The organism is Mycobacterium sp. 1165196.3 (genome assembly GCF_001673415.1).
Taxonomy (GTDB): Bacteria; Actinomycetota; Actinomycetes; order Mycobacteriales; family Mycobacteriaceae; genus Mycobacterium; species Mycobacterium europaeum_A.
Genome location: NZ_LZLU01000236.1, coordinates 1 through 24,210 on the forward strand (window position 1 = coordinate 1; position 24,210 = coordinate 24,210).

Annotated in this window: 21 protein-coding genes; 14 read left to right on the plus strand and 7 right to left on the minus strand. The window is 67.4% G+C overall.

The genetic code is table 11. The annotated features are described in order from the left end of the window. The first annotated feature begins 76 nt into the window (after nt 1–76). The gene (locus A5659_RS23080) at nt 77–376 is read left to right on the plus strand and encodes a DUF503 domain-containing protein (RefSeq protein ID WP_067184504.1); all 300 of its coding nucleotides are present in this window, start codon (nt 77–79) and stop codon (nt 374–376) included. On the opposite strand, the gene trmI is transcribed toward A5659_RS23080, so the two are convergent. Further along, entirely contained in the window at nt 377–1,222 is an 846-nt protein-coding gene (trmI, locus tag A5659_RS23085; RefSeq protein ID WP_066867490.1) for a tRNA (adenine(58)-N(1))-methyltransferase TrmI, read from the minus strand. A gap of 122 nt (nt 1,223–1,344) precedes the next feature. Between trmI and A5659_RS23090 the strand changes: the two genes are divergently transcribed. Then, nucleotides 1,345–2,208 (plus strand): RecB family exonuclease, encoded by an 864-nt coding sequence (locus A5659_RS23090; protein ID WP_156749335.1) that lies wholly within the window; start codon nt 1,345–1,347, stop codon nt 2,206–2,208. On the opposite strand, the gene A5659_RS23095 is transcribed toward A5659_RS23090, so the two are convergent. The 5 genes from A5659_RS23095 to A5659_RS23115 all read right to left on the minus strand — a co-directional run bounded on the left by A5659_RS23095 (nt 2,205) and on the right by A5659_RS23115 (nt 6,005). Continuing rightward, nucleotides 2,205–3,584, minus strand: a complete 1,380-nt coding sequence (locus A5659_RS23095; protein ID WP_067184512.1) for an FAD-containing oxidoreductase — start codon at nt 3,582–3,584, stop codon at nt 2,205–2,207. The genes A5659_RS23090 and A5659_RS23095 overlap by 4 nt on opposite strands. Next, nucleotides 3,581–4,093 carry a DUF4126 family protein gene (locus A5659_RS23100; protein WP_066867483.1) on the minus strand — a complete coding sequence of 171 codons (513 nt, stop codon included), beginning with the start codon at nt 4,091–4,093 and terminating at the stop codon, nt 3,581–3,583. Before A5659_RS23100 ends, A5659_RS23095 begins: the two co-directional genes overlap by 4 nt. Nucleotides 4,094–4,211: 118 nt before the next feature. Continuing rightward, nucleotides 4,212–5,066: an ATP phosphoribosyltransferase gene (gene hisG / locus A5659_RS23105; RefSeq protein ID WP_066875995.1), complete on the minus strand. Its 855-nt coding sequence runs from the start codon at nt 5,064–5,066 to the stop codon at nt 4,212–4,214. Between the two features lie 2 nt (nt 5,067–5,068). Beyond that, nucleotides 5,069–5,350: a phosphoribosyl-ATP diphosphatase gene (locus tag A5659_RS23110; RefSeq protein ID WP_064885366.1), complete on the minus strand. Its 282-nt coding sequence runs from the start codon at nt 5,348–5,350 to the stop codon at nt 5,069–5,071. 55 nt (nt 5,351–5,405) lie between these two features. Further along, nucleotides 5,406–6,005 carry a TetR family transcriptional regulator gene (locus tag A5659_RS23115; RefSeq protein ID WP_067184515.1) on the minus strand — a complete coding sequence of 200 codons (600 nt, stop codon included), beginning with the start codon at nt 6,003–6,005 and terminating at the stop codon, nt 5,406–5,408. 305 nt (nt 6,006–6,310) lie between these two features. Here A5659_RS23115 and A5659_RS23120 point away from each other — a divergent pair, with 305 nt between their 5' ends. The 11 genes from A5659_RS23120 (at nt 6,311) to malQ (ending at nt 19,045) form a co-directional block, all read left to right on the plus strand. Further along, entirely contained in the window at nt 6,311–7,153 is an 843-nt protein-coding gene (locus A5659_RS23120; protein ID WP_067184517.1) for an ABC transporter permease, read from the plus strand. 1 nt (nt 7,154) lies between these two features. Next, nucleotides 7,155–8,018: an ABC transporter permease gene (locus A5659_RS23125; protein ID WP_066875920.1), complete on the plus strand. Its 864-nt coding sequence runs from the start codon at nt 7,155–7,157 to the stop codon at nt 8,016–8,018. Nucleotides 8,019–8,029: 11 nt separating this feature from the next. Beyond that, complete coding sequence (locus A5659_RS23130; RefSeq protein WP_067184520.1) at nt 8,030–9,610, plus strand: MlaD family protein; 1,581 nt, start codon at nt 8,030–8,032, stop codon at nt 9,608–9,610. Then, nucleotides 9,607–10,662: an MlaD family protein gene (locus tag A5659_RS23135; protein WP_067184522.1), complete on the plus strand. Its 1,056-nt coding sequence runs from the start codon at nt 9,607–9,609 to the stop codon at nt 10,660–10,662. The genes A5659_RS23130 and A5659_RS23135 overlap by 4 nt, the downstream gene beginning before the upstream one ends. Beyond that, nucleotides 10,655–11,710 (plus strand): MCE family protein, encoded by a 1,056-nt coding sequence (locus A5659_RS23140; protein ID WP_066867463.1) that lies wholly within the window; start codon nt 10,655–10,657, stop codon nt 11,708–11,710. Before A5659_RS23135 ends, A5659_RS23140 begins: the two co-directional genes overlap by 8 nt. Beyond that, the gene (locus A5659_RS23145; protein ID WP_067184525.1) at nt 11,707–12,822 is read left to right on the plus strand and encodes an MCE family protein; all 1,116 of its coding nucleotides are present in this window, start codon (nt 11,707–11,709) and stop codon (nt 12,820–12,822) included. The genes A5659_RS23140 and A5659_RS23145 overlap by 4 nt, the downstream gene beginning before the upstream one ends. Further along, nucleotides 12,819–14,021, plus strand: coding sequence for an MCE family protein (locus A5659_RS23150; protein WP_067184528.1), 1,203 nt, complete (start codon nt 12,819–12,821; stop codon nt 14,019–14,021). The genes A5659_RS23145 and A5659_RS23150 overlap by 4 nt, the downstream gene beginning before the upstream one ends. Further along, nucleotides 14,018–15,277, plus strand: coding sequence for an MlaD family protein (locus A5659_RS23155; protein WP_067184532.1), 1,260 nt, complete (start codon nt 14,018–14,020; stop codon nt 15,275–15,277). The genes A5659_RS23150 and A5659_RS23155 overlap by 4 nt, the downstream gene beginning before the upstream one ends. A 31-nt stretch (nt 15,278–15,308) precedes the next feature. Next, on the plus strand, nt 15,309–16,025 hold the full coding sequence (locus A5659_RS23160; RefSeq protein ID WP_067184535.1) for a tetratricopeptide repeat protein: 717 nt from the start codon (nt 15,309–15,311) through the stop codon (nt 16,023–16,025). Between the two features lie 17 nt (nt 16,026–16,042). After that, complete coding sequence (locus A5659_RS23165; RefSeq protein WP_067184539.1) at nt 16,043–16,810, plus strand: mannan-binding family protein; 768 nt, start codon at nt 16,043–16,045, stop codon at nt 16,808–16,810. A gap of 228 nt (nt 16,811–17,038) precedes the next feature. Beyond that, the gene (gene malQ, locus A5659_RS23170) at nt 17,039–19,045 is read left to right on the plus strand and encodes a 4-alpha-glucanotransferase (RefSeq protein WP_067184542.1); all 2,007 of its coding nucleotides are present in this window, start codon (nt 17,039–17,041) and stop codon (nt 19,043–19,045) included. A 30-nt stretch (nt 19,046–19,075) separates the two neighbouring features. Here malQ and metH read toward each other — a convergent pair whose 3' ends face one another. Beyond that, nucleotides 19,076–22,864, minus strand: a complete 3,789-nt coding sequence (gene metH / locus A5659_RS23175; protein ID WP_067184546.1) for a methionine synthase — start codon at nt 22,862–22,864, stop codon at nt 19,076–19,078. A gap of 365 nt (nt 22,865–23,229) precedes the next feature. Between metH and A5659_RS23180 the strand changes: the two genes are divergently transcribed. After that, nucleotides 23,230–24,120: a PAC2 family protein gene (locus A5659_RS23180; RefSeq protein ID WP_197498159.1), complete on the plus strand. Its 891-nt coding sequence runs from the start codon at nt 23,230–23,232 to the stop codon at nt 24,118–24,120. Nucleotides 24,121–24,210: the final 90 nt, after the last annotated feature.

Sequence of the window (24,210 nt, forward strand, 5' to 3'; positions counted from 1 at the left end):
GCGCGGGAGCCCACGCCGCCCCGGCACCGGCCCCGGAGCCGCCCCCCGAGCAGAACCCGCCGGGTTGACCCGCGGCATGTGGATCGGTTGGCTCGAGTTCGACGTACTGCTGGCCGACGTGCGGTCCCTCAAACAGAAGCGGTCGGTGATTCGTCCCGTGGTCGCCGAGTTGCAGCGCAAGTTCAGCGTGTCGGCGGCCGAGGTGGGTTCGCATGACTTGTACCGGCGAGCGGGCATCGGCGTCGCCACGGTGTCCGGGGACCGCGGTCATGCCGTCGACGTCCTGGACGCGGCCGAGCGGCTGGTGGCCGCGCATCCCGAATTCGAGCTGCTGTCGGTGCGGCGCTCGTTGGTGCGCAGCGAGGATCTCGGCTAGCTAGCCGTCGCGGCCTTCGCGCTTGCGGCCCAACGGCATGGGCGCGACGACGCCGGGTGCGAGCCGGCGCGTGAAGATCAGGAAGGCGGTGTGCCCACGCATCGAGTGCTGCGGCCGGACCGCGAGACCGACGACGTTCCAGCCGCGCTGCAACGTCTCCCACGACCGCGGCTCGGTCCAGCACTGCTGTTCCCGCAGGGCCTCGACCGCGCGCGACAGCTGGGTGACGGTTGCCACGTAGATGATCAGCACGCCGCCGGGAATCAGCAGCCGCGCGACCGACTCCAGCACCTCCCACGGCGCGAGCATGTCGAGCACGGCGCGGTCGAAGGATCCGTCCGGCAGCTCGGAGTCGGAGACGTCGCCGATGATCAGCTGCCAGTTGTCGGGCGCCTGGCCGCCGTGGAACACCGACACGTTGCGTTCGGCGTGCTCGGCGTGATCGGCGCGCAGCTCGTAGGAGGTCACCCGGCCGTCGGGCCCGACCGCGCGCAGCAGCGAGCAGGTCAGCGCGCCGGAGCCGGCGCCGGCCTCGAGCACCCGCGCGCCCGGGAAGATATCGCCCTCGTGCACGATCTGGGCGGCGTCCTTCGGGTAGATCACCTGGGGTCCGCGCGGCATCGACATCACGTAGTCGATCAGCAGGGGCCGCATCACCAAGTACACGGCGTTGTTGCTGGACTTGATCACGCTGCCCTGCTCGAGCCCGATCAGCGCGTCGTGCGGAATCGCCCCGCGATGGGTGTGGAACTCGGCGCCCGCGGTGAGCACCACGGTGTAGTGCCGACCCTTGGCATCGGTGAGCTGGACACGCTCGCCCTCGGTGAACGGGCCGGATACGGACACGCGGTCTAGCGTGCCAGCCGACTCGCCGCCGCAGGTGCTTGGGGGTTGTCGGCGCCCGGTCCTAGGCTGCCGACATGATCGTCCAGCCCGAGGCGCCCCTGTCTGAGGCGCCCCAGCCGGAGATGCGCCCGGCGGGCCAGGTGTACCGCCCGGCCCTGTCGCCGTCGCGGGCCGCGGACTTCAAGCAGTGCCCACTGCTGTACCGGTTCCGGGCCATCGACCGGCTGCCCGAGGCCCCGTCGCCGGCGCAGTTGCGCGGCTCGCTGGTCCATGCCGCCCTGCAGCAGCTGTACGGCCTGCCCGCCGAACAGCGTGGCCCCGACACCGCCATGGCGTTGGTGGAGCCCGCCTGGGACCAGGTCATCGGGGCGACGCCCGAGCTGGCCGCCGACGTGGATCCCGGGCAGCGCGCCCAGTTACTGGCCGAGGCGCAGGCGCTGCTCGCCGGTTACTACCGGCTCGAGGATCCCACTCGCTTCAACCCGGAATGCTGCGAGCAGCGCGTCGAGGTGGAACTCGCCGACGGCACCCTGCTGCGTGGCTTCATCGACCGGATCGACGTCGCCGCCACCGGCGAACTGCGGGTGGTCGACTACAAGACCGGCAAGGCGCCACCGGCCGCCCGGGCCCTGGCCGAGTTCAAGGCCATGTTGCAGATGAAGTTCTACGCGGTGGCGCTGTTGCGTTCGCGCGGTGTGCAGCCCACCCGGTTGCGGCTGATCTATCTAGCCGACGGACAGGTGCTGGACTACACGCCGGATCACGATGAGCTGCTGCGCTTCGAGAAGACGTTGATGGCGATCTGGCGGGCGATCCAGTCCGCCGGGCACTCCGGCGATTTCCGGCCCACTCAGTCGCGGCTGTGCGACTGGTGTCCCCACCAACAGCACTGCCCGCTCTTCGGCGGCACCCCGCCGCCCTACCCGGGCTGGCCGGAAACCCTTGTCGTGCAGAACGATTCACATCCCACTGAACCGGCCGCCTAAGCCTGGCCGTCCAGCGGCGAGAGCTCCTGCAGCATCGTGGGAATCAGCTCGCTGACGGTGGGATGGATGTGCATGGTGCGCGACAGCGTGGTGTAGGGCGCCTTGGCCGACATCACGTCCAGGATGGCGTGGATGGCCTCGTCACCGCCGACCCCGAGGATGGCGGCACCCAGGATCTCCTGGGTGCCGGCGTCCACCACGACTTTCATGAAGCCTTGTGTCTCACCCTTTTCCACCGCCCGGCCGACCCGGGTCATCGGCCGCTTGCCGACCAGCGCCTGGCGTCCCGACGAGCGGACCTGATCGACGGTCATGCCGGCGCGCCCCAACGGCGGATCGATGTAGAGCGCGTAGGTGGTGATGCGGTCACTCACCCGGCGCGGGTCCTCGTCCAGCAGGTTGGCGGCGACGATCTCGAAATCGTTGTAGGAGGTGTGGGTGAATGCGCCCTTGCCGTTGCAGTCGCCCATCGCCCAGATGTGTTCGACGCTGGTCTTGAGCTGATCGTCGACCACGATGTAGCCGCGGGCATCGGTCTGCACCCCGGCCGCGTCCAGGCCCAGGTCGTCGGTATTGGGTCGCCGGCCCACCGCCAGCAGCAGGTGACTTCCCTGAACGGGCGCGGCGCCCTCACCAGGGGTCAGCTCGAACCCGTTGCCGTTCTTGGCTATTCGCACATCGTCCGCCCCGACGATGACGTCGATGCCCTCGGCGCGCAGGATTTCTTCGATGGTGGCCGAGACGTCCTCGTCCTCGCGCGACGCCAGCCGCGCGCCCCGTTCGACGACGGTCACCCGGGCCCCGAACCGGCGGTACATCTGCGCGAACTCGAGCGCGATGTAGCTGCCGCCGACGATGACGAGATGCGTTGGCACAGTGTCGAGTTCGAGGATCGACACGTTGGTGAGGAAGTCGACGTCGGACAGGCCCGGGATGTCGGGCACCACCGCACGCCCGCCGACGTTGAGGAAGATACGGTCGGCGCTCAGCTCATCGTCACCGACCCGCAGCGTGTGCGGATCCCGAAAGACCGCGTGCCCGCGAAAAACGGTGCAGCCCTTCATGCCCTCGAGCCAATCCTCGACGCCCTTGCGGTCGCCCAGCATGATCTCGTCTTTGCGTGCCTTGACCTTGACCATGTCCACGCTGACCGGCCCGGTCCCGACGCCGTATTCCGCGCCGCGGCGCGCCAGATGGGCGGCGTGCGCTGAGGCCACCAGCGTCTTGGTCGGGATGCACCCGGTGTTGACGCAGGTGCCGCCGATCAGCTTGCGCTCGATCAAAGCGACGCGCTGTCCCGCAGCGGTCAGCCGGCCCGCCAACGGCGGGCCGGCCTGCCCGGCCCCGACAATGATCGCATCGAAATGCGCTGTCACTTAACCGCCGTCAGCAGGTATTCGGTCAGCAGGTGGCCCGTCGCCGCCGCGATGGCGAACCCGCCCACGATCGCGACGGCGTCCTCGAGCAGCGCGATGGGCAGGTCCCTGCCACCCGTCGCCGCTACCAGTCGCTTGCGCGCCTGGTAGCCGCCGAGGGTACCGAGCACCGCACCGATGACACCGGCGCCCAGCGCGGTGAACGTCCAGTGCGGCCAAGCGCCCAGCGCGGCGCCCGCGAGCCCACCGGTGACGATCCGGGCCGCGAAGATCGGCGCCGCGGTGCGCGCCGGCGTCTTGGGCAGCTTGTCGTTGATCAGTTCGCCGATCGCCAGGACGGTGAAGATGATCACCGCAATGATGTTGGTCAGCCAACTCGCCCAGGTGCCGTGCAGGTCGATCCAGCCGATGTAGGCGGCCCAGGCCACGACGGCGGGCGCCGTCAGCGACCGCAGCCCGGCCACGACGCCAATCAGTAAAGCCAACAAGACGAGCAGCGCGTGTGTCACGGAAACCCTCCTGGGAGACGAACAGCCGGCGACCGATGCAGGGACGGCCCATTCGCCAACCCGGGCAGTCCCCCGAGGCGGACGCTAACACAGCCGCGGGTCTTACACCGCGTACGAATCAGAACCGGCAAAACCTGATGTCGGACGCCAGGATCGCCTTCGCGCCGATGGCGGACAGCTCGTCCATGATCTCGTTGACGCCCCGACGCGGCACCAGCGCGCGGATGGCAACCCAGTCCGGATCGGCCAGGGGCGCGATGGTGGGCGACTCCAGCCCCGGCGTGATCGCCGTGGCCTTATCCAGCACCGAACGGGGGCAGTCGTAATCGAGCATCAGATACTGCTGGCCGAACACCACGCCCTGGACCCGCGCCACCAGCTGATCGCGCGCCGCCTGCGTCCCCGCGTTGCTGTTCGAGTCGCTTTCGATCAGCACCGCTTCCGAATCGCACAGCGGGTTGCCGAAGGCGACGAGGTTGTGCAGGCTCAGGGTGCGCCCGGAGCCCACCACGTCGGCGATGGCGTCGGCCACGCCGAGCTGCACCGAGATCTCCACCGCGCCGTCGAGCCTGATTACGGTCGCCTCAATACCACGCCCCGCCAAGTCTTTTCGGACCAGATTGGGGTAGGCGGTGGCGATCCGTTTGCCGGCCAGATCGGCGATCTTCCAGTCGCGCCCGGCCGGTGCGGCGTAGCGAAAGCTCGACGAGCCGAAGCCCAGCGCCAGACGCTCGCGCACCGGTGCGTCGGAATCGCCCACCAAGTCCCGGCCGGTGATGCCCAAATCCAGCTCCCCCGAACCCACGTAGATGGCAATGTCTTTGGGCCGCAGGAAGAAGAACTCGACCTGGTTCGCCGGGTCGATGACGGTCAGGTCTTTGGGATCGGTGCGACGCCGGTAACCGGCCTCCGTAAGGATCTCGCAGGCCGGGTCGCTGAGCGTGCCCTTGTTGGGGACCGCAAGCCGCAGCATGGTCATAGCTTCCGATACACGTCGTCGAGGGTCAGGCCACGCGCCACCATCAACACCTGCGTCCAGTAGAGCAACTGGCTGATCTCCCCGGCCAGCGCGTCGTCGGATTCGTGTTCGGCGGCCAGCCACACCTCGCCGGCTTCCTCGAGGATCTTCTTGCCCAGGCCGTGCACGCCGCCGTCGAGCGCTGCGACCGTCGCGCTGCCGGCCGGCCGAGTGCGGGCGCGCTCGCCCAACTCGGCGAACAGATCCTCGAAGGTCTTCACGGCCAGCGATTGTTTCACGCCACCGCGAGCAAAGTCACGGCGGTTTAGCCCCGGCGGCGTCCTCGCGGGTTCGTCAGTCGAATCCGGCGAGGGTGAGGCGCAGCGCCGCCTCCAGCTGCACGTGGAACGCCGGGCCTTCGGCGACGTTCGAGGTCAACCAGCCGTCGAGGACGAATTTCACTGTGGCCAAACTGGTGTGGACCAACAACGCGGGTCGGATGTCGGACGCCGAATCGACCCCCATCCGGCAGGCAACCTGTTCGATCAGCCTGCCGTGATCGGTTGCGCTGACCAAGACGGACTTGCTCAACAGATGGGGCGCGGTCGCGACGGCCAGTCGCCAGGTATCGAGGTCGTCGACCTCGCTGACATCTTTGGCGTGCGTGACGAACAGCTGAATCAACGCTTCGACCGGTGACTCATGGGGCGGCCTGGTGCTGTAGGAACCCACGATCTCTGCGGCGGCCTCCCGGACGGGATCGACCAGCAGGCCCTCCTTGGTGGGCGCGTACCGGAAATACGTGCTGATGGAGATTCCGGCGGCCGCGGCGATGTCCTCGGTCGTCACCGCCTCGAAGCCGCGCTCGGCGAACAGCCGGTGGGCGGTCTGCTGGATCTGGGACAGCAGTTCAGCACGGCGTCGGTCACGCAACGATATGTTTGCTGAGGGCATGCCATCACCTTCGTCAATCCGACATTAGAACCCCACGGCGCCGTTTACCGACGAACTCAGATGAGTGACTCTACACTATTGAAAGTCCCTATCAAGTAGGCTAGTGTGATGCAGCACACACCAATGAGCTGCGGAGATCTGGGACTTGTTGACACTATTTTAATAAGAATAGCGTTCAACCGTTGCCCGACGTTCTCCGCTCGGCACTCAGGACTTAGGGGCGGGAAGAGGGCCGATGACAGCGGTAGCTGGTACGCGATGACTTGCACCATGGGTTTGCTAGGCGGTCCGCGGGTCACGCCGCTATGACGACGACCGAGTTCGATGGCGTCACCGCTATCCGGAACTGGTCCGTCGGGTATGTCAAACGCCACCCGGTCGCCTCGCTGACGACGGTAGGTGAACAGTTCGTGCTGGGTGTGCGAACCGCCCAATATTTCTTCTACGACCTGGCGACCGGGCGGTTCCAGTGGCACGAGTTCGTCCGGCAGGGCGCTTTCATGGCCGGCACCGCCGTGTTGCCGACGATCCTGGTGTCCCTGCCGATCAGCGTCACCTTGTCCATCCAGTTCGCCTTGCTGGCCGGCCAGGTGGGTGCCACGTCGCTGGCCGGGGCGGCCAGCGGGCTGGCGGTCATCCGGCAGGGGGCGTCGCTGGTCGCCGCGGTGCTGATGGCCTCGGCGGTCGGCTCGGCCATCACCGCGGACCTCGGTTCGCGAACGATGCGCGAAGAGACCGACGCGATGGAGGTGATGGGCGTCTCGGTGATCCGCCGCCTGGTGGTGCCCCGTTTCGCCGCGGCGGTAATGATCGGCGTGGCCCTCACCGGCGTGGTGTGCTTCGCCGGATTCTTCGCGAGCTACATGTTCAACGTGTACTTCCAGAACGGGGCGCCGGGCAGCTTCGTGTCGACGTTCGCGTCGTTCGCCACGACCGGCGACATGATCCTGGCGCTGATCAAGGCCATCGTGTTCGGCGCCATCGTGGCGATCGTGTCCAGCCAGAAGGGCCTGTCCACCAAGGGCGGGCCGACCGGCGTGGCGAATTCGGTGAATGCCGCTGTGGTGGAGGCGATTCTGCTGCTGATGATCGTCAACGTTGCGATCAGCCAGCTCTACATCATGTTGTCGCCGCGGACGGGGCTGTGACATGACGGCCTCCGCTTATCAACCGTTCGCACCGATTTCGGTCCCCCTCGTTCGGCTCTACCGCCGCGGCAAAGTGCCGGTCATCCGGCTCGGCCACCTCCTGGTCTTCTTCGTCCGGGCCGCGGTCGCGGTGCCGCTCGCCCTGCGCCAGTACCGCGCCGAATTCCTGCGGCTGCTGTCGAACATCACCTGGGGCAACGGCTCGATCGTGGTGGGTGGTGGCACGGCCGGGGTGGCCGTGGTGCTCGGCATGACGGTCGGCGCGCTGGTCGGCATCGAGGGGTACAACTTCCTGGATCTGCTCGGTCTGGGGCCGGCCACCGGGTTCGTCTCGTCGTTGGTCAACACCCGTGAGCTGGCTCCCCTGATGGCGTCGCTCGCCTTCGCCATGCAGGGCGGCTGCCGCTTCACCGCCCAGCTGGGATCCATGCGGATCGCCGAAGAGATCGACGCGATGGAATCGATCGCCATCCGCCCGATCCCCTACCTGGTGACCACCCGGCTGATCGCGTCGGTGGTGGCGATCGTCCCGCTGTACGCCGCGTGCCTGGCGATCGGATACCTGAGCACCCAGATCGTGGTGGGCCTGGGCAGCGGCGGCTCGACCGGTTCCTACCTGCACTACTTCACGCTGATGCTGGCCGGCCAGGACATCGTCTACTCCTTGTTCAAGGCGGTGATCTTCGTCTGGATCGCGTCCACGATCCAGTGCTATTACGGCTATTACGCGAGCGGCGGGCCCGAGGGCGTCGGGGTCGCCGCCGGACACGGCATGCGGGCCAGCATCACCGTCGTGATCATCGTGAACATGCTGCTCACCATGGCACTGTGGGGCGTCGACTCCGGCGCCAGGTTCGGCGGGTAGGTCGGTGAAACGTGCCCAATTCCTTTGAGCTGGACGGCCGCGGCCCCTCCGATCGGCAGCTGTTCGGCATCGGGATCGCGGTCGTGGTGGTCAGCGCCCTGGTCACCACCGCGATGTTGGTGAAATCCACCGGCAGGCTCAACGACTACGTGCGGGTGGTCGCCGATCTGATCAACGTCGGCGATGGCCTTCCCCAGAAGTCCGACGTCAAATACCGCGGCGTCCTGGTCGGGATGGTCAACGGCGTCGTCCCGGCGGCGCACGGCAAGCCCAACTACGTCCACATCGACCTCAAAGAGGAATACGCCAAGTCGATTCCGGCCAACGTGACCGCACGCGTGGTGCCGAGCAACGTCTTCGCCGTGTCGTCGGTCCAACTGGTGGGGTCCCCAAACCAGGAGGGCCGCGGTGGGAAAATCCGCGACGGCGCGCACATCTCGGAGGACAAGCGGCTGCCTACGGTTCTTTTCCAGACGACCGTGAGCAAGCTGCGTGACGTGCTCGCCGCCGCGGGTCGTGGCCGTGACGACAGGTCGGTGGGGATCCTGGCCGCGCTGGGCGCGGCGACCGATCACCGCCGCGTCAGCCTGCTGACCGCCGGCGCCCAACTGAATCGCCTTCTCGATCAACTCAATTCGATCGTCAGCACGGACGCCGGCCCCTCGACGGTGTCGGCGCTGCTGGATGCCACCACGGGGCTCGCCCAGACGGCGCCCGATCTTCTCGATGCGTTGCATCAGGCCGTCGAGCCGATGCGAACCTTCGCCGAGACGCGCGGCCAGTTGGCCTCGCTGCTCTCCGGCGCCGACTACACGGTCAGCACCACTCGCCAATCGTTCGACAACCACATCGACCAACTCATCAGGATCACAAGCGATTTCACGCCGGTGCTCGGCGTCTTGGCGCAGAAGTCGAACAACTTCGTGCCCGCCGTCACCAAACTGGACAACCTGGCCAACCAGTTCATGGAACAGGTCTGGAACCCGCGGACCAACCTGGGCAACATGCGCGCGATGCTGACGTTCACGCCCAGTTCCACCTACACCCGTGCCGACTGTCCGCATTACGGCGAGCTCAAAGGGCCCAGTTGCTTCACCGCACCGCTGATTCCGGTGCGCCCCGATCTGCCCGACGTGCTGTTGCCGCAGAACTACCATCCGCCCAAGGACCTGGCCCCACCGCCCGGCACGGTGATCGGCCCGGACGGGAACCTGGTCGCGGTGGGCCCGCCGCTGGTGAACGGACCACCAAACCTGGTCGACCCCAATCCGCCACTCGCTCCGAGCATTACGCCGTCGCCGCCGGTGCCGGGCAGTGCGAACCCCGACAACCCCTCACCCGGGGCGCCCGCGACGCCGCAACCACACGAACCGTGGGTCGCGCCGGTGGCACCGAAGGCGCCGTGGATCCCGCAGGCCGCGTACCGGGCCTCGTTCGGCGGCAACGTGGGACCCGTTGGGAGTCAATACGAACGCACCATGCTCGGCGTGATCACCGGCGCCCCCGCGACCGAGGCCACCGAACTACTGCTGGGACCCGTCGCTCGCGGGACCACGGTCTCACTCGCTCATCCGCTTGGGGAGGCCAAATGAGGTTTCGCGGCCCGCTCATCGCACTGACCCTGTTCATGATCGTCTCGCTGACGCTGACCTGGCTGGTGTATGTGAGCCTGCGGCGTGACGTCGCCGGCGACACCGCCAGGTATACGGCGGTGTTCAGTGACGTGTACGGATTACGCGAGGGCGACGACGTCCGCATGGCCGGGGTGCGCGTGGGCCGGGTCGAAAAGGTGGAACTGGACGGGACTCTGGCGAAGGTCTCGTTCGTGGTGCAGTCCGACCAGCGGTTGTTCGGAAACACCCTGGCGTCGGTGACCTACCAGAACATCGTCGGGCAGCGTTACCTCGGGCTGTCCCTGGGCAAGGAAGGCAGTCCGCAGCTGCTGGCGCCGGGCAGCACCATCCCGTTGGAGCGCACCGAGTCCTCTTTCGACGTGACCACGCTGCTCAACGGCTACGAGCCGTTGTTCAGCCTGCTGAACCCCCATGACGCCGACAACCTCACCAAGGGCATCATCGCCTCGCTGCAGGGCGACACGTCGTCGCTCACCACGCTGGTCGGCCAGACCTCCACGCTGACACAGACTTTCGCGGGCCGCGACCAGGCCCTGGGCAGCGTGATCACCAACCTCAACAAGGTGGTCGGCAACCTCGCTCAACAGAACGACGATCTCGACGGGGTCATCACGGCGGCCCGCACCGTCGTCGGCGACCTAGACCGGCGGCGCCCGGACCTGGTCGCTTCGGTCGGTTCGCTGGCCCGGGTGACCGACCGGCTGTCGGCCTCGGCGACCGACGTCTACCCGGCGCTGCGCGAATTCATCGATCGCCAGCCCGGCGTCACCAAACACATCATGGACGTCGAACCGCAGGTGGCGTTCTTCGGCGACAACATTCCGCTGCTGCTGAAAGGCCTTACCCGCGTGGGCAATCAGGGCGCCTACGGCAATGCCTACGTGTGCGACGTGAACTTCATGGGTTTCTTCCCCGGGCTCAACGATGTCGTGCCGATCATCATCAACGCGGCCACGCCGGGCAACCGGGCCTGGCACACCCCACGCTGCAGGAGCACGGTCGATGGCTGAGGCATCGGTACGGCGGAGGTTGTCGGGGCTGACGAAGCGCCCGCTGGAAAGCTACAACAAGACCTGGCTCGGGTTCATCGCCGTCGCGGTGGTCGCGGTGGTGATTTCAGTCATGCTGGCGGTGCACGCGATCGGCGCCGGCTATCGCCATTACACCGCCGAGTTCCTGCAAGCGGCCTCGCTGCGGGCCGGCAACCCGATCGTGGTCGCGGGTATCCCGGTGGGCAACGTCACGAGCATGAAACTCGTCGGCGACCATGTCGAGGCGGGGTTGAAGGTCCGCGACGACATCAAGCTGGGCAAGGATTCTCGTGCACAGATCCGGGTCACCACCATCTTGGGCTCGCGCTATCTCGCGCTGGAACCCAAGGGGCCCGCCCGCCTGCCCAACGAGACCTTCGACCTGGGGCACACCGAGGTGCCCTACGACCTGCAGGCCGCGCTGCAGGACGCCACCACCACCTTCGAGCAGGTCGACTCCGACAGGTTCGCCCAATCGCTGGCGGTGCTCGGCAAGCAGCTTGAGGGCCTGCCCGCCGTTGTGCCGCAGGCGATCACGAACATCAACACCTTGTCGTCGATCATCGCGGTGCGACGCGACCAGCTGGGGCAGCTGCTGCGCAGCACCGAGCAGGTCACCAACACGCTGCGCCGCCAGCAGGCCGGCATCGGCGCCCTCGTCGACCAGGGTCAGGACCTGCTGGGCCAATTCGTCGCGCGGCGCGCCGTTTTCCACGCGATGATGCAATCCCTGTCGAGTCTGGTCGACACCATGAGCCAGGTCGTGGTCAACGACCGCTCGGGCCTGGACGCGTTGATCAGGGACATGCGCGACTTCACCAACTTGATGTCGGCGCACGACGACCTGCTGCACAGCATGCTACAAACCAGCCCGATCTTCTTCCGCGAGGCGGCCAACCTGACCGGTGACGGCAACGCGATCAACTTCAACGCCCCCAATGTCCCGTTGATCGACTCGTGGATGTGCGCAATCAGCGGGCGTGCCAAGCAGTTCGGCATGATCCAGTACTTCAAGGACTGCAAGTGAACGGGCTCGGCGCCAAGGCGCTGGCCATCGTCGCCGCGGTCGCGGTCCTCGCCGCGGCGGTCGGCGCCGGCTGGTGGTACCTGAGTTCGGACGACGACACAATCACCGTGACGGCCCAATTCGACAGCGCCTCAGGCCTCTACGAGGGCAACGAGGTTTCGGTGCTGGGCATGCCGGTGGGTAAGATCACCAAGATCAACCCCAAGGGGGGTTACGTCGAGGTCCAGTTCACCGTCGACCGCCACGTCAAGGTGCCCGCCACCGCGCAGGCCGTCACGGTGTCGACGTCCATCCTCACCGACCGGCAGATCGAGCTGACGCCGCCCTACCACGGCGGACCGACCCTGCAGAATCACGACACCATCGGGCTGCCCAGGACCAAGACCCCCGTCGAATTCAGCAGTGTCCTGAATGTTTTGGACAAGGTGACCAAGTCGCTCGAGGGCGACGGGCGAGGCGGCGGCCCGATCGCCGACGTGCTCGGCGGCGGCACCGAGGTGGTCAACGGCAACGGCGAGAAGATCAAGGCGGCGCTGGGCGAGCTGTCCAAGGCGCTGCGGCTGTCCAGCGACGGCGGCGCGGCGACCCGCGAGCAGATCACCACGATCGTCAAAAACATCAGCACGCTGTTCGACGCCGTCGCCGCCAACGACTCGAAACTGCGCGAATTCGCCTCCACCATCCACCAGGTCAGCCAGATCATGGCCGACGAGGACCTCGGCAGCGGCAACACCGGGCGCAAGCTCGACCAACTGATCCAGCGGGCCGGTGACCTGCTCGACGCCAACCGCGACAACGTCAAACAGGCCGTCCTGCACGGCAACGGCGCGCTGAAGACGGTGACCGACCAGCGGCGTGACCTGGCCGAGCTGCTGGATCTGGCCCCCCTGGTGGCCGACAACGCCTACAACATGATCGACCGGGCGAACGGCAGCGTGCGGGCCCGCTTCCTGACGGACCGATTGCTGTTCGACAGCCAGTACGCCAAAGAGATCTGCAACCTGATGGGGCTTCGACAACTGGGCTGCAGCACCGGGACCATCCAGGACTTCGGCCCCGATTTCGGGTTGACCTACGTGCTCGACGGCATGGCCGCCATGGGGCAGAAATGACGGGCGCGGGCGTGCGGGGCATGCTCACGGCGGTGGCCGCGGCGATGGTCACCGCGGGATGCGCCACGAACGGCCTTGCCAGCCTGCCCCTTCCGGCCCCGGGCCTGGGGTCGGGCGGTTATTCGCTCAACGCGGTGTTCTCCAACGCGCTGAACCTGCCGATGAACGCCAAGGTCAAGCTCGCCGGCGCCGACGTCGGGCAGCTCGAATCGATGGTCGCCCGCAATTACACGGCGGTCACGCGGCTGCGCATCCGGGATGGCGTGCAGCTGCCGCGGGGCAGCACCGCCGAATTGCGCACCGCGACACCGCTGGGCGACGTCTTCGTCGCGCTGAAGCCACCGGGCGATGCCGACGGGCCGCTGCTGCGCGACGGGGACACCATCGGCCTGGACTCGACCGCGGCCGCCGCGACCGTCGAGTCGGTGCTGAGCTCGGCGGCGATCCTGGTGAACGGCGGGGCGGTGCGCAATTTCACCAACATCATCAACGGGTTCGGCAAGGCGACCGGAGATCAGGGCCAGGCGTTCGGAGACATGATCCGCAAGTCCAACGAGCTACTCGCGACGCTGGACGGCCGATCCGATCAGATCTCGCACGCGTTGACCCAATTGTCGCGCCTGGCTGACCAACTCGACGCCAAGAACCAGACCATCAGCGACCTGATGTCGGCGGCCCGCCCCGCCACCTCGGCCCTGGCCGACAACACCAGTCAACTGTCCAACCTGGCCGTGCAGGTCGGCGACACCTCCCGGTTGCTGGCCAGGTTCCCGTCGATCGGCGGGACCGACACCAGCGGCCGCAGCATGATCCGCGACCTGAACACGATCGCCGGGGCCGCCAACGACGTTGCGATCAGCCCCGACACCAGCTGGCTGTCGATAAACCGGCTGATTCCCGCGCTGGTCAAATCCACTGCGGGGAACTCGATTTCGGTGAACGTCGGCGTGGACAAGATCATGCTCGGATCGCTGCCCGACATCGGATTCCCCGGCGACATCGGGCTGCACGGGCCGCACCACTACAACGTGAACCTGCTCGTCGGCACCCTCAAATACACCCTGTGGCGACTGCAGGAACGTGTGGTCGGCCGGGGACCCAATTCGCCTCAGGTTCCGGTGATTCCGGATCCCAACATCCCGGGACAGATCGACGTCGCACCCGGGGCCCCGCCCGCACCGCCGGGGCCGCAACCGTGATCCGCGCCGTCGCCGACGTCGCCAATCTCGTTGTGCGCGCGGTGCGCACCGCGCACCGGCAGCAGGTCTGGTTGTCGGTGGCCGGCCTGGTGCTCATCCTGGCCGTGGCGACCGCCTATCTGCTCGTCGGCGCGTTGCGAGTGAAGCCCTTCGCCTCGTCCTACCGGGTCACCGTGCAGCTGGCGGAATCCGGCGGCCTGCTCCCAAACCAGGACGTCGCGCTGCGCGGTGTTCGCGTCGGCCGCATCGAATCGCTGCAGATCACCGACGACGGCCTGAACGCCGTCGCCAGCATCACTTCGCAGGTGCGGATCCCGGCGAACAGCGTCGTGCACGTGTCCGCGCTCTCGCCGGCCGGTGAGCAGTACATCAACTTCGAGGCAGCCTCCGACGCCGGGCCGTATCTGCACGACGGCAGCCTGATCGCCGTGGACCACACAGCCGTCCCGGTCAGCTTGGCCCAGTTGCTCGGTGACGCCGATGGGCTGCTGGCCCAGGTCGACCCGCACAAGATCGAGTTGATCAAGAAGGAGTTGAGCCTGAGCAGACAGGGCCCGGCCAAGCTGACCGCCATCGTGGACGGCGGCACGTTCTTGCTGTCGACGCTCGATTCGGTGCTGCCCCAGACCACCAGCATTATCAAGACCAGCCGGGTGGTGCTCACCCTGGCGAGCGACAAAAATACCGGATTGGGCTCCGCCGCAACCGAACTCAACCAGACGCTGACCGGCGTGGCCAGAATGCAGGCCGGTTACCGCCGGTTGACGCAGCAGACGCCGCGCACGCTGTCGGCCGTCGACAATCTGTTCGCCGACAATTCCGACACGATGGTGCAGTTGCTGGGCAGTATGGCCACCATGTCACAGCTGTTCTATCTGCGGGTCCCGGCGCTCAACGCACTGTTCCCCGACTACCGCGGGTCGGTATTGGACGCGGTGACGAGCGCCTTTCACGACGGCGGCGTCTGGGCGACCGCCGACCTGTATCCCCGCTACGTCTGCGACTACGGGACACCGGCGCACGCCTCCTCGGCCGCCGACTATTACGAGCCGTTCATGTACACCTACTGCCGCGACGACGACCCGGCGGTCTCGATCCGCGGGGCCAAGAACGCGCCACGTCCGGGCGGCGACGACACCGCCGGCCCGCCGCCGGGCGCGAACCTGGGCCAGCGAACCGATCCGACCCCGCGGGGCCGCTACACCATTCCCACCCCTTACGGCGGTCCGCAGCTGCCGATCGAACCGCCGCACTGAGCCCTGGCCCATCCCAGCCGACCTTTAGGAGATGATCGTGGTCGTGACCACCAAGAAGAACCCGAAAGTCGACGCCGACACGGACACGGAAGTCGAAGCGGAAACGGGCGCCGAAACAGGGTCAGCCGCAGGCGAAGACACCGACGAGGCGCGCGCCGAGGAGTCCACCGACGAGGCCGACGGGCGGGCCGAGTCCGAGGACGAGGATGAGGACGAAGGTGGCCCGCTGCTCAAACGCAAGCGTCCCGACACCGAGCGCGCCCAGCGGCCCTGGCGGCGGTATCTGCGCCGCAGCGTGCTGCCGGTGTTACTGGTTGCCGCGCTTGGCGTTTCGGGGTTCCTCGGGTGGCGGCAGTGGCAGGACCATCAGCTGAAGGTGGCGGGCGAACAGGCCCAACAGGCGGCCATCGCCTATGCGCAGGTGCTGACGAGCATCGATTCGAACAAGGTGGACGACAACTTCAAGCAGGTGCTCGACGGCGCGACCGGCGAATTCAAGGACATGTACACCCAATCCAGCGTCAAGCTTCGGCAACTGCTGATCGACAACAAGGCGACCGCGCACGGCGTGGTGGTGGACTCGGCCATCCAGTCCGAAACGACCGACAAGGTCGTCGTGCTGCTGTTCATCGACCAGACCGTCACCAACACCGCCGCGCCCGACCCGCGCATCGACCGCAGCAGGATCAAGATGACCATGGAGAAGGTCGACGGTCGCTGGCGGGCAAGCAAAGTCCAACTCCTCTGAGTCGAGCGGAGCAACCCATGCTCAAGAGACTGGCGGCGGCGTTTGTATTGGTCACGGCCGCAACGATTCCCGGCGCGGCCACCACGCACGCGTCCGCGCCGTCGTTCTGCGGTGAGCTCGGCGGCAACTGGGACGGCCAGTACTGCCACACCGCGGTGACCTCGGAACGCAACGCCGTTCGCGACATCAAGGTCGCCGTGCCCGACGACGTGGTCGACAACCCGACCACCGGCCCGGTGATCCGTGACTACCTGCATACCCTGGTCAGCAACTGGAAGACCGCAAACGCCAGCATGGCCGCCGACAGCTACGGCGAGGAGAACTTCGAGGTGTTCCGGCACGGCAACCTGCTCAGCGCGGTGTTCCACGAGGACTATCACGCCGACGGGCCCAAACCCAACAACGCCTATCGGACATTCACCTTCGACATGGCAGCGGGCCGACGGGTGCAGCTCGCCGATCTGACCACGTCGAACCCGCTGACCGCGATCCCGCCGCTGGCTGCGCCGTTCATCGATACCGCACTCAATCAGGCTCCGCCACCGCATGATCCGGGCACCTACCCGTTCATCCTCGACCGTTGGACCCCCGACAAGGTCTACTCGGGCGCGTATAAGGCGTGGGCGCTGACGCCCGACGAGTTGATCATCTACATGCCCGACTATCCGGTCGGCCACGACGAGCCGATCAACTTCTCCCCCGGCCTGCCGCAGTGGTACATGGACGGGGGCACCGTCCAAGCGCACATCCCGCTGTCGGCGCTGGGTCCGGTGCTGCGCATCTGAACGGGGCCCTCGGTCCTGGTGCATCGGCTCCGCATGTGGCCGAGTCGTTTTCACTCCGGCGAATCGCGCGCCGCTTTCTGTTACTCACGACGCGGGCGGCCCGTGTAAGTCGGCCTCGGATGGGTACGTTCCGAAAGTGCGCCCGCCTCTTTGCTATCTGAGTACTTGCCCTGCTCGCAATCTCCAGCCGTCACCCACCCACCCCGCGCTGCCCGTGCGGACGATCTGATGGCTACACCCAAGCCGGTGCCCGAGGACCTGCGCCAGCTGGCCCAGGCCCATGGCGTGGCGACCTTTTACCGCAATGAGCGGCGAGAACCGGTAGAAGTCGATGCCGACGTGGTGGTCCGCGTGCTCGCGTTGCTCGAGGTCGACGCCGCCAGCGAGGCCGATCGGCGCCGTGAATTGGCGAAGCTAGCCGAGCGCAAGCGCGCTGGAGCCCTGGCACCGACAATCGCGATGCGACTGGACGGCCGGCCGCGGCCGTTGCCCGGCGCTGCGGCGCTGGTCGGCGAGGACGGCACCCGCGCCGACGTGCGCGACGAACTGCCCGGCGATCTGGCGCCGGGCTGGTACCGCCTGCACACCGCGGACGGCCAAGAAGTCACCCTGGTCGCGGCCCCGCCGCGGGTGCCCCAGACGGCGGTGACCTGGGGATGGATGCTGCAGCTCTATGCGCTGCGCTCGGGCCGCTCCTGGGGCATCGGTGATCTGGGCGACCTGCGGGAGTTCATCGAGTGGACCGCGGCGGCGCACGGCGCGGGTGCGGTACTGCTCAACCCGCTCAACGCCCCCGGTCCGACGCATCCGGTTCAGCCCTCGCCCTACACCCCGTCCAGTCGACGCTTCGCCAACCCGCTGGCCCTGCGCATCGAGGACCTCGACGCCTACCATCGAGCCGACCCGCAAACCCGCGCGGAAGTCGACGCCCTGCGCGTCTGGCCGGAGACCGAGCGGATCGACCACGACCTCGTCTGGGCCGCCAAGCGCGACGCGCTGGAGTTGCTGTGGCGCGCGGAGGATCGGCCCTGCCCACTGGACGAGTCCCCCTCCTCCGGGGCGCTGCGCGACTGGGCGACCTACTGCGCGCTGGCCGAGCGGTACGGCGGGCGCTGGCCGCGATGGCCCGAACCCCTGCGCGATGTCGACGGACCGGGGGTCACCCTGGCTCGCCGGGAATTGGCACCCAGGATCGCTTTTCACGCCTGGGTGCAGCAACGCTGTGCCGAACAGCTCGGCGAAGTCCGCAGCGCCGCGCGACGAGCCGGCATGGCGCTGGGTGTATTGCACGACCTGCCGGTCGGCGTCGACTCCGACGGGGCCGACGCGTGGGCCCTGGCCGACATGCTGGCCACCGGAGTTCACGTCGGCGCTCCCCCGGACAATTTCACCCCGCGCGGTCAAGACTGGGGGCTGCCGCCCTGGCGGCCGGACCGGCTCGCCGCCACCGGGTACACCGCGCTGCGAGACATGCTGCGCGCCATACTTGTTCACGCCGACGGACTGCGGATCGACCACGTCGCGGGATTGTGGCGGTTGTGGTGGATACCGCCGGGCGAGTCGGCCGACCGGGGTACCTACGTGCACTACGACGCCGACGCCATGCTTGCCGTGCTCGCGCTGGAAGCCCAGCGGGCCGGCGCGACCGTGGTCGGCGAGGACCTGGGAACTGTCGAGCCCGAAGTCACGGAAGCGTTGGGCGACAACGGAATGCTGGGCTGCGCGGTGTCCTGGTTTACCCGCGACGAGTCCGCGCCCGGCCAACCCTTGCTTGCGTCGTCGCGGTGGCCGGCGCGGGCGGCCGCGAGCCTCTCCACCCATGACCTGCCCACTGCGGCCGGCTTTCTGCGCGGCGAACACGTGCGGGCGCGCGCCGAGCTCGACCTGCTCGACGACGTACCGGCGGAGCAGGCCGCGGCCGACAAGGAAAAGGCGGAGTGGCTGGCCCTACTGCGTTCCGAAGGGCTGTTGCCCGACGACCCGAACGAGGACGACGGCCCGAACGAGAACGCCATCATCACCGCGATGCACCGGTTCTTGGCGGCCACGCCGAGCAAGTTGAAGCTGATCTCGCCCTACGACATCGTCGCCGAACCGCGACAACCGAATCTGCCCGGCACCATCGACGAATATCCGAACTGGCGGCTGCCGTTGCCCCAAACGCTGGAGCAGCTGCGCGAGGACCCGCGCGTCGCCGAGATCACCGCAATATTTCAGGCCGCCGCCGAGGGCTGAGCCCGCCGAGGACTCAGTCGCCCGAAGAGTTCAGTCCTCCGGGTTGTAACCGAGGTTGGGGGCGAGCCAGCGTTCGGCTTCGGCCAGGGTCCAGCCCTTGCGCTTCGCGTAGTCGGCGACCTGGTCCTGGGCCATCCGGCCGACCACGAAGTACTGCGACTGCGGGTGCGAGAAATACCAGCCGCTCACGGCGGCACCGGGCCACATCGCCATCGAATCGGTCAACTCGATGCCGGTCCGCTCCTTGACGTCCATCAATTTCCAGAGCGTCGCCTTCTCGGTGTGCTCCGGGCAGGCCGGGTAGCCGGGGGCGGGCCGGATTCCCCGGTACTTCTCATCGATGAGCGCGTCGTTGTCCAGTTGCTCGTCCGGCTCGTATCCCCAGAACTCCTTGCGGACCCGTTGGTGCATGCGTTCGGCGAACGCCTCGGCCAGCCGGTCGGCGACCGACTCCAGCAGGATCGCGCTGTAGTCGTCGAGCGCCGCCTTGAACTCGGCGATCTTCTCCTGGCTGCCGAGCCCCGCGGTGACGGCGAAGGCGCCGATGTAGTCGGCCAGGCCGGTGTCCTTGGGCGCGACGTAGTCGCTCAGCGACCGGTTGGGGATTCCTTCCCGGTGCTCGCCCTGCTGGCGCAGGTTGTGCAAGGTGGTCAGCACCTCGGTGCGGGTGTCGTCGGTGTACACCTCGATGTCTTCCACCCCCGAGCCGACCGCGTTGGCGGGGAAGAACCCGATCACGCCGTTGGCGGTCAGCCACTTCTCCTTGATCAGGGTGTCGAGCATCTCCTGCGCGTCGTCGTACAGCTTGCGGGCGGCCTCGCCCGAGGCCGGGTTGTTGAGGATGTCGGGGAATCTGCCCTTCATCTCCCAGGCGTTGAAGAACGGCTGCCAGTCGATGTACTCGCGCAGCTCGGCGAGGTCGTAGTCCTGAAATTCCCGTACTCCCGTACCTATTGCGGGCACCGGCGGCGTGTAGCCGTCCCAGTCGATCGGCGTCCGGTTGGCGCGGGCCTTCTCCAGTGTCAGCGTCGGCCGCTCGTTCTTCTGGGCATGCCGTTCGCGCAGGGACGCGTAGTCCTTCTCGGTGGCCTCCAGCAGGGGACCCCGCTGCTTGGGGTCCAGCAGCGCGGCGGCGACCGGCACCGAGCGGGACGCGTCCTTGACCCAGACCACCGGACCGCTGCGCCGCGGCGAGATCTTCACGGCCGTGTGCGCGCGCGAGGTGGTCGCGCCGCCGATCAGCAACGGGATCTCCAGACCCTCGCGTTCCATCTCGACGGCGAAGTTGGCCATCTCGTCCAGGGACGGCGTGATCAGACCGGACAGCCCGATGATGTCGGCGTCGTGCTCCTTCGCCGCGTCCAAAATCTTCTGGGCGGGCACCATCACCCCCAGGTCGATCACTTCGAAGTTGTTGCACTGCAACACGACTCCCACGATGTTCTTGCCGATGTCGTGGACGTCGCCCTTCACCGTGGCCATCACGATCGTGCCGTTGGTGTCCTTGGCGGCAGCGGTACCGTTCTCTTCCTTCTCCTTCTCGATGAACGGCAGCAGGTACGCGACGGCCTTCTTCATCACCCGGGCCGACTTCACCACCTGGGGCAAAAACATCTTGCCGGAGCCGAACAGGTCACCGACGACGTTCATGCCGTCCATCAGCGGACCCTCGATCACCTCGATCGGCCGGCCGCCCGCGGCGGCGATCTCGGCGCGCAACTCCTCGGTGTCGTCATCGACGTGGGCGTCGATGCCCTTGACCAGCGCGTGCGTGATCCGCTCCCGGACCGGCAGGCCGCGCCATTCGGCCGCCTTCGGGTCCTCACCCTTGTCCTTGCTGTTGAACCGCTCGGCGATTTCCAGCAGCCGTTCGGCCGCGTCCTCGCGACGGTTGAGCACCACGTCCTCGATGCGCTCGCGCAGCTCGGGGTCGATCGAGTCGTAGGGCACCAGCGCACCGGCGTTGACGATGCCCATGTCCAGGCCGGCCTTGATGGCATGGAACAGGAACACCGCGTGGATCGCCTCGCGGACCGGGTTGTTGCCGCGGAACGAGAACGACACGTTGGAGATGCCGCCGGAGATGTGCACCCCGGGCAGGTTCTCCTTGATCCAGGCGCAGGCCTCGATGAAGTCGATCCCGTAGGTCGCGTGCTCCTCGATGCCGGTCGCCAGCGCGAAGCAGTTCGGGTCGAAGATGATGTCCTCGGGCGGGAAGCCGACCTCTTCGGTCAGGATCCGGTAGGCGCGCCCGCAGATCTGTTTGCGGCGCTCCAGGTTGTCGGCCTGGCCCTGCTCGTCGAAGGCCATCACGACCACGGCGGCGCCGTACTTGCGGCACAGCCGCGCCTCGCGGATGAACTTCTCCTCGCCCTCTTTCATGGAGATCGAGTTGACGATCGGCTTGCCCTGCACGTTTTTCAGGCCGGCCTCGATGACCTCCCACTTGGACGAGTCGATCATCACCGGCACGCGGCTGATGTCCGGCTCGGCCGCGATCAGCTTGGTGAACCGGTCCATCGCGGCGACGCCGTCGATCATGCCCTCGTCCATGTTGATGTCGATGACCTGCGCGCCGGCCTCGACCTGCTGCAGCGCGACCGAGAGCGCGGTGTCGTAGTCCTCGGCCTTGATCAGGTTGCGGAACCGGGCGGAGCCGGTGATGTTGGTGCGCTCACCGATGTTCACGAACAGGGACTCGTCGGTGATGTTGAGCGGCTCCAGGCCCGAAAGCCGGGTCGCCACTTCGATTTTCGGCACCTCCCGGGGTGGTTTGCCCTCGACGACCTTGGCGATCTCGGCGATGTGCGGCGGCGCGGTTCCGCAGCAGCCACCGACCAGGTTGACCAGGCCGGCGTCGGCGAAGTCGGCGATGTAGCCGGCCTGCCGCTGCGGGGTCTCGTCGTACTCGCCGAAGGCGTTGGGCAGGCCGGCGTTCGGGTAGCAGGAGACGAAGGTGTCGGCGATGCGCGACATCTCGGCGATGTAGGGCCGCATCTCGGGCGCGCCCAGCGCGCAGTTGAGCCCGACCGCGATCGGCTTCGCGTGCCTGATCGCGTTCCAGAAGGCCTCGGTGACCTGACCGGACAACGTCCGCCCGGAGGCATCGGTGATGGTGCCCGAGATGATCAACGGCCAGCGGCGTCCCCGGTCCTCGAACAGGGTCTCGACCGCGAACACCGCCGCCTTGGCGTTCAGCGAGTCGAAGATCGTCTCGATGATCAGCAGGTCGGCGCCCCCGTCGACCAGGCCGTTGGCGGCCTCGAGGTAGGCGGCGACCAGCTGGTCGTAGGTGACGTTGCGGGCCCCGGGGTCGTTGACGTCCGGTGAGATCGACGCGGTGCGGGTGGTCGGCCCGATGGCGCCAGCGACGTAGCGGGGCTTATCCGGGGTGCTGTACTCGTCGGCGGCCTTGCGAGCCAGGGCGGCGCCGGCGTAGTTCAGCTCGTAGGCCAGCTCCGCCATGTCGTAGTCCGAGAGGGAGATCGCGTTCGCGTTGAACGTGTTGGTCTCCAGGATGTCGGCGCCCGCCTCGAGATACTCCCGGTGGATCCCCTCGATGATCTGGGGCTGCGTCAGGTTGAGCAGGTCGTTGTTGCCCTGCAGCGCGGTCGGCCACTCCGTGAACCGGTCGCCGCGGTAGCCGGCCTCGTCCGGCCGGTCGCGCTGGATCGCGGTGCCCATCGCGCCGTCGATCACCACGATCCGCTGGCGCAGCGCCGCCGTCAGCTCGTCGGTGCAGTCGGGGCGGATGTTCGGCGCGAAGGTGTTCGGCGCGGAAGTCTGGGCCTCAACGGCGGTCACGTGCACTCCTTCCATAACGGAAGGCGTCCTTGACTCTGCCGAGCGTGGCGGATACCGGCAAAGACCCGTACCCGTTGCAACGCCTCTCGACCAGAAAAGTCTACGTCGTCACCCGATCGACGTCCGGACGCCTAACTCATCGCCGCAATCGACAGTTCGTGGAGTCTGTCTGCGACATAGTTAACCAGGTTAACGAAATCGCAGCCGAACCTATTTCGTCTGGACCGCCGAGGATGTCAGTGTCGCAGCGGTGTCCCCTGGCGGCTGTCACGCCATAAGAATAGTCGTCCTATGCAAAGCCCCCGGTTGAACGTCAATCGGCCGACAATCCTTGGCCACCGCGCCCCGAACATCGGGCCGGAAGGCCGTACGCTAAATCTGTGACCCCGCCCGACGGCCCCCCCTTTGGCGAAACGGCATTGCCGGAACTGCACCACACCGTCGTCGTGGCCGCGTTCGAGGGTTGGAACGACGCCGGCGACGCGGCCAGCGACGCGCTCGAACACCTCGAGGCCATCTGGGAAGCGGACCCGATCTTGGAGATCGACGACGAGGCCTACTACGACTACCAGGTGAATCGCCCGGTGATCCGGCAGGTGGACGGGGTGACCCGCGAGCTGGTGTGGCCGGCGATGCGGATCTCGCACTGTCGCCCGCCGGGCAGCGACCGCGACGTCGTGCTGATGCACGGGGTGGAACCCAACATGCGCTGGCGGACCTTCTGCGCGGAGCTGGTGGCCATCGCCGACAAGCTCAACGTCGACACGGTGGTGATCCTGGGCGCCCTGCTGGCCGACACCCCGCACACCCGGCCGGTTCCGGTGTCGGGCGCGGCGTACTCCCCCGAGTCGGCGAAACGCTTCGGCCTCGAGGAAAGCCGCTACGAGGGGCCGACCGGCATCGCCGGGGTGTTCCAGGACTCCTGCGTGGCCGCCGGGATTCCCGCGGTGACGTTCTGGGCGGCGGTGCCGCACTACGTCTCGCAGCCGCCGAACCCGAAGGCCACGGTGGCCCTGCTGCGCCGCGTCGAGGACGTCCTCGACATCGAGGTGCCGCTGGCCGACCTGCCGACGGACGCCGAGGAATGGGAGCAGGCGGTCACCGAGATGACGGCCGAGGACGAGGACCTCGCCGAGTACGTGCTGTCGCTCGAGCAACGCGGCGACGCCGAGGTCGACATGAACGACGCCCTGGGCAAGATCGACGGCGACGCGCTGGCCGCCGAGTTCGAGCGTTACCTGCGCCGGCGTCGCCCCGGCTTCGGGCGCTGACGCTCACAGCGCTGTTGAACTTGCCGTCGGCCGATCAACTACGGAAGCATCGCGTCGCGACCTACCGATTGGACGTTTCATGGCCGCGTT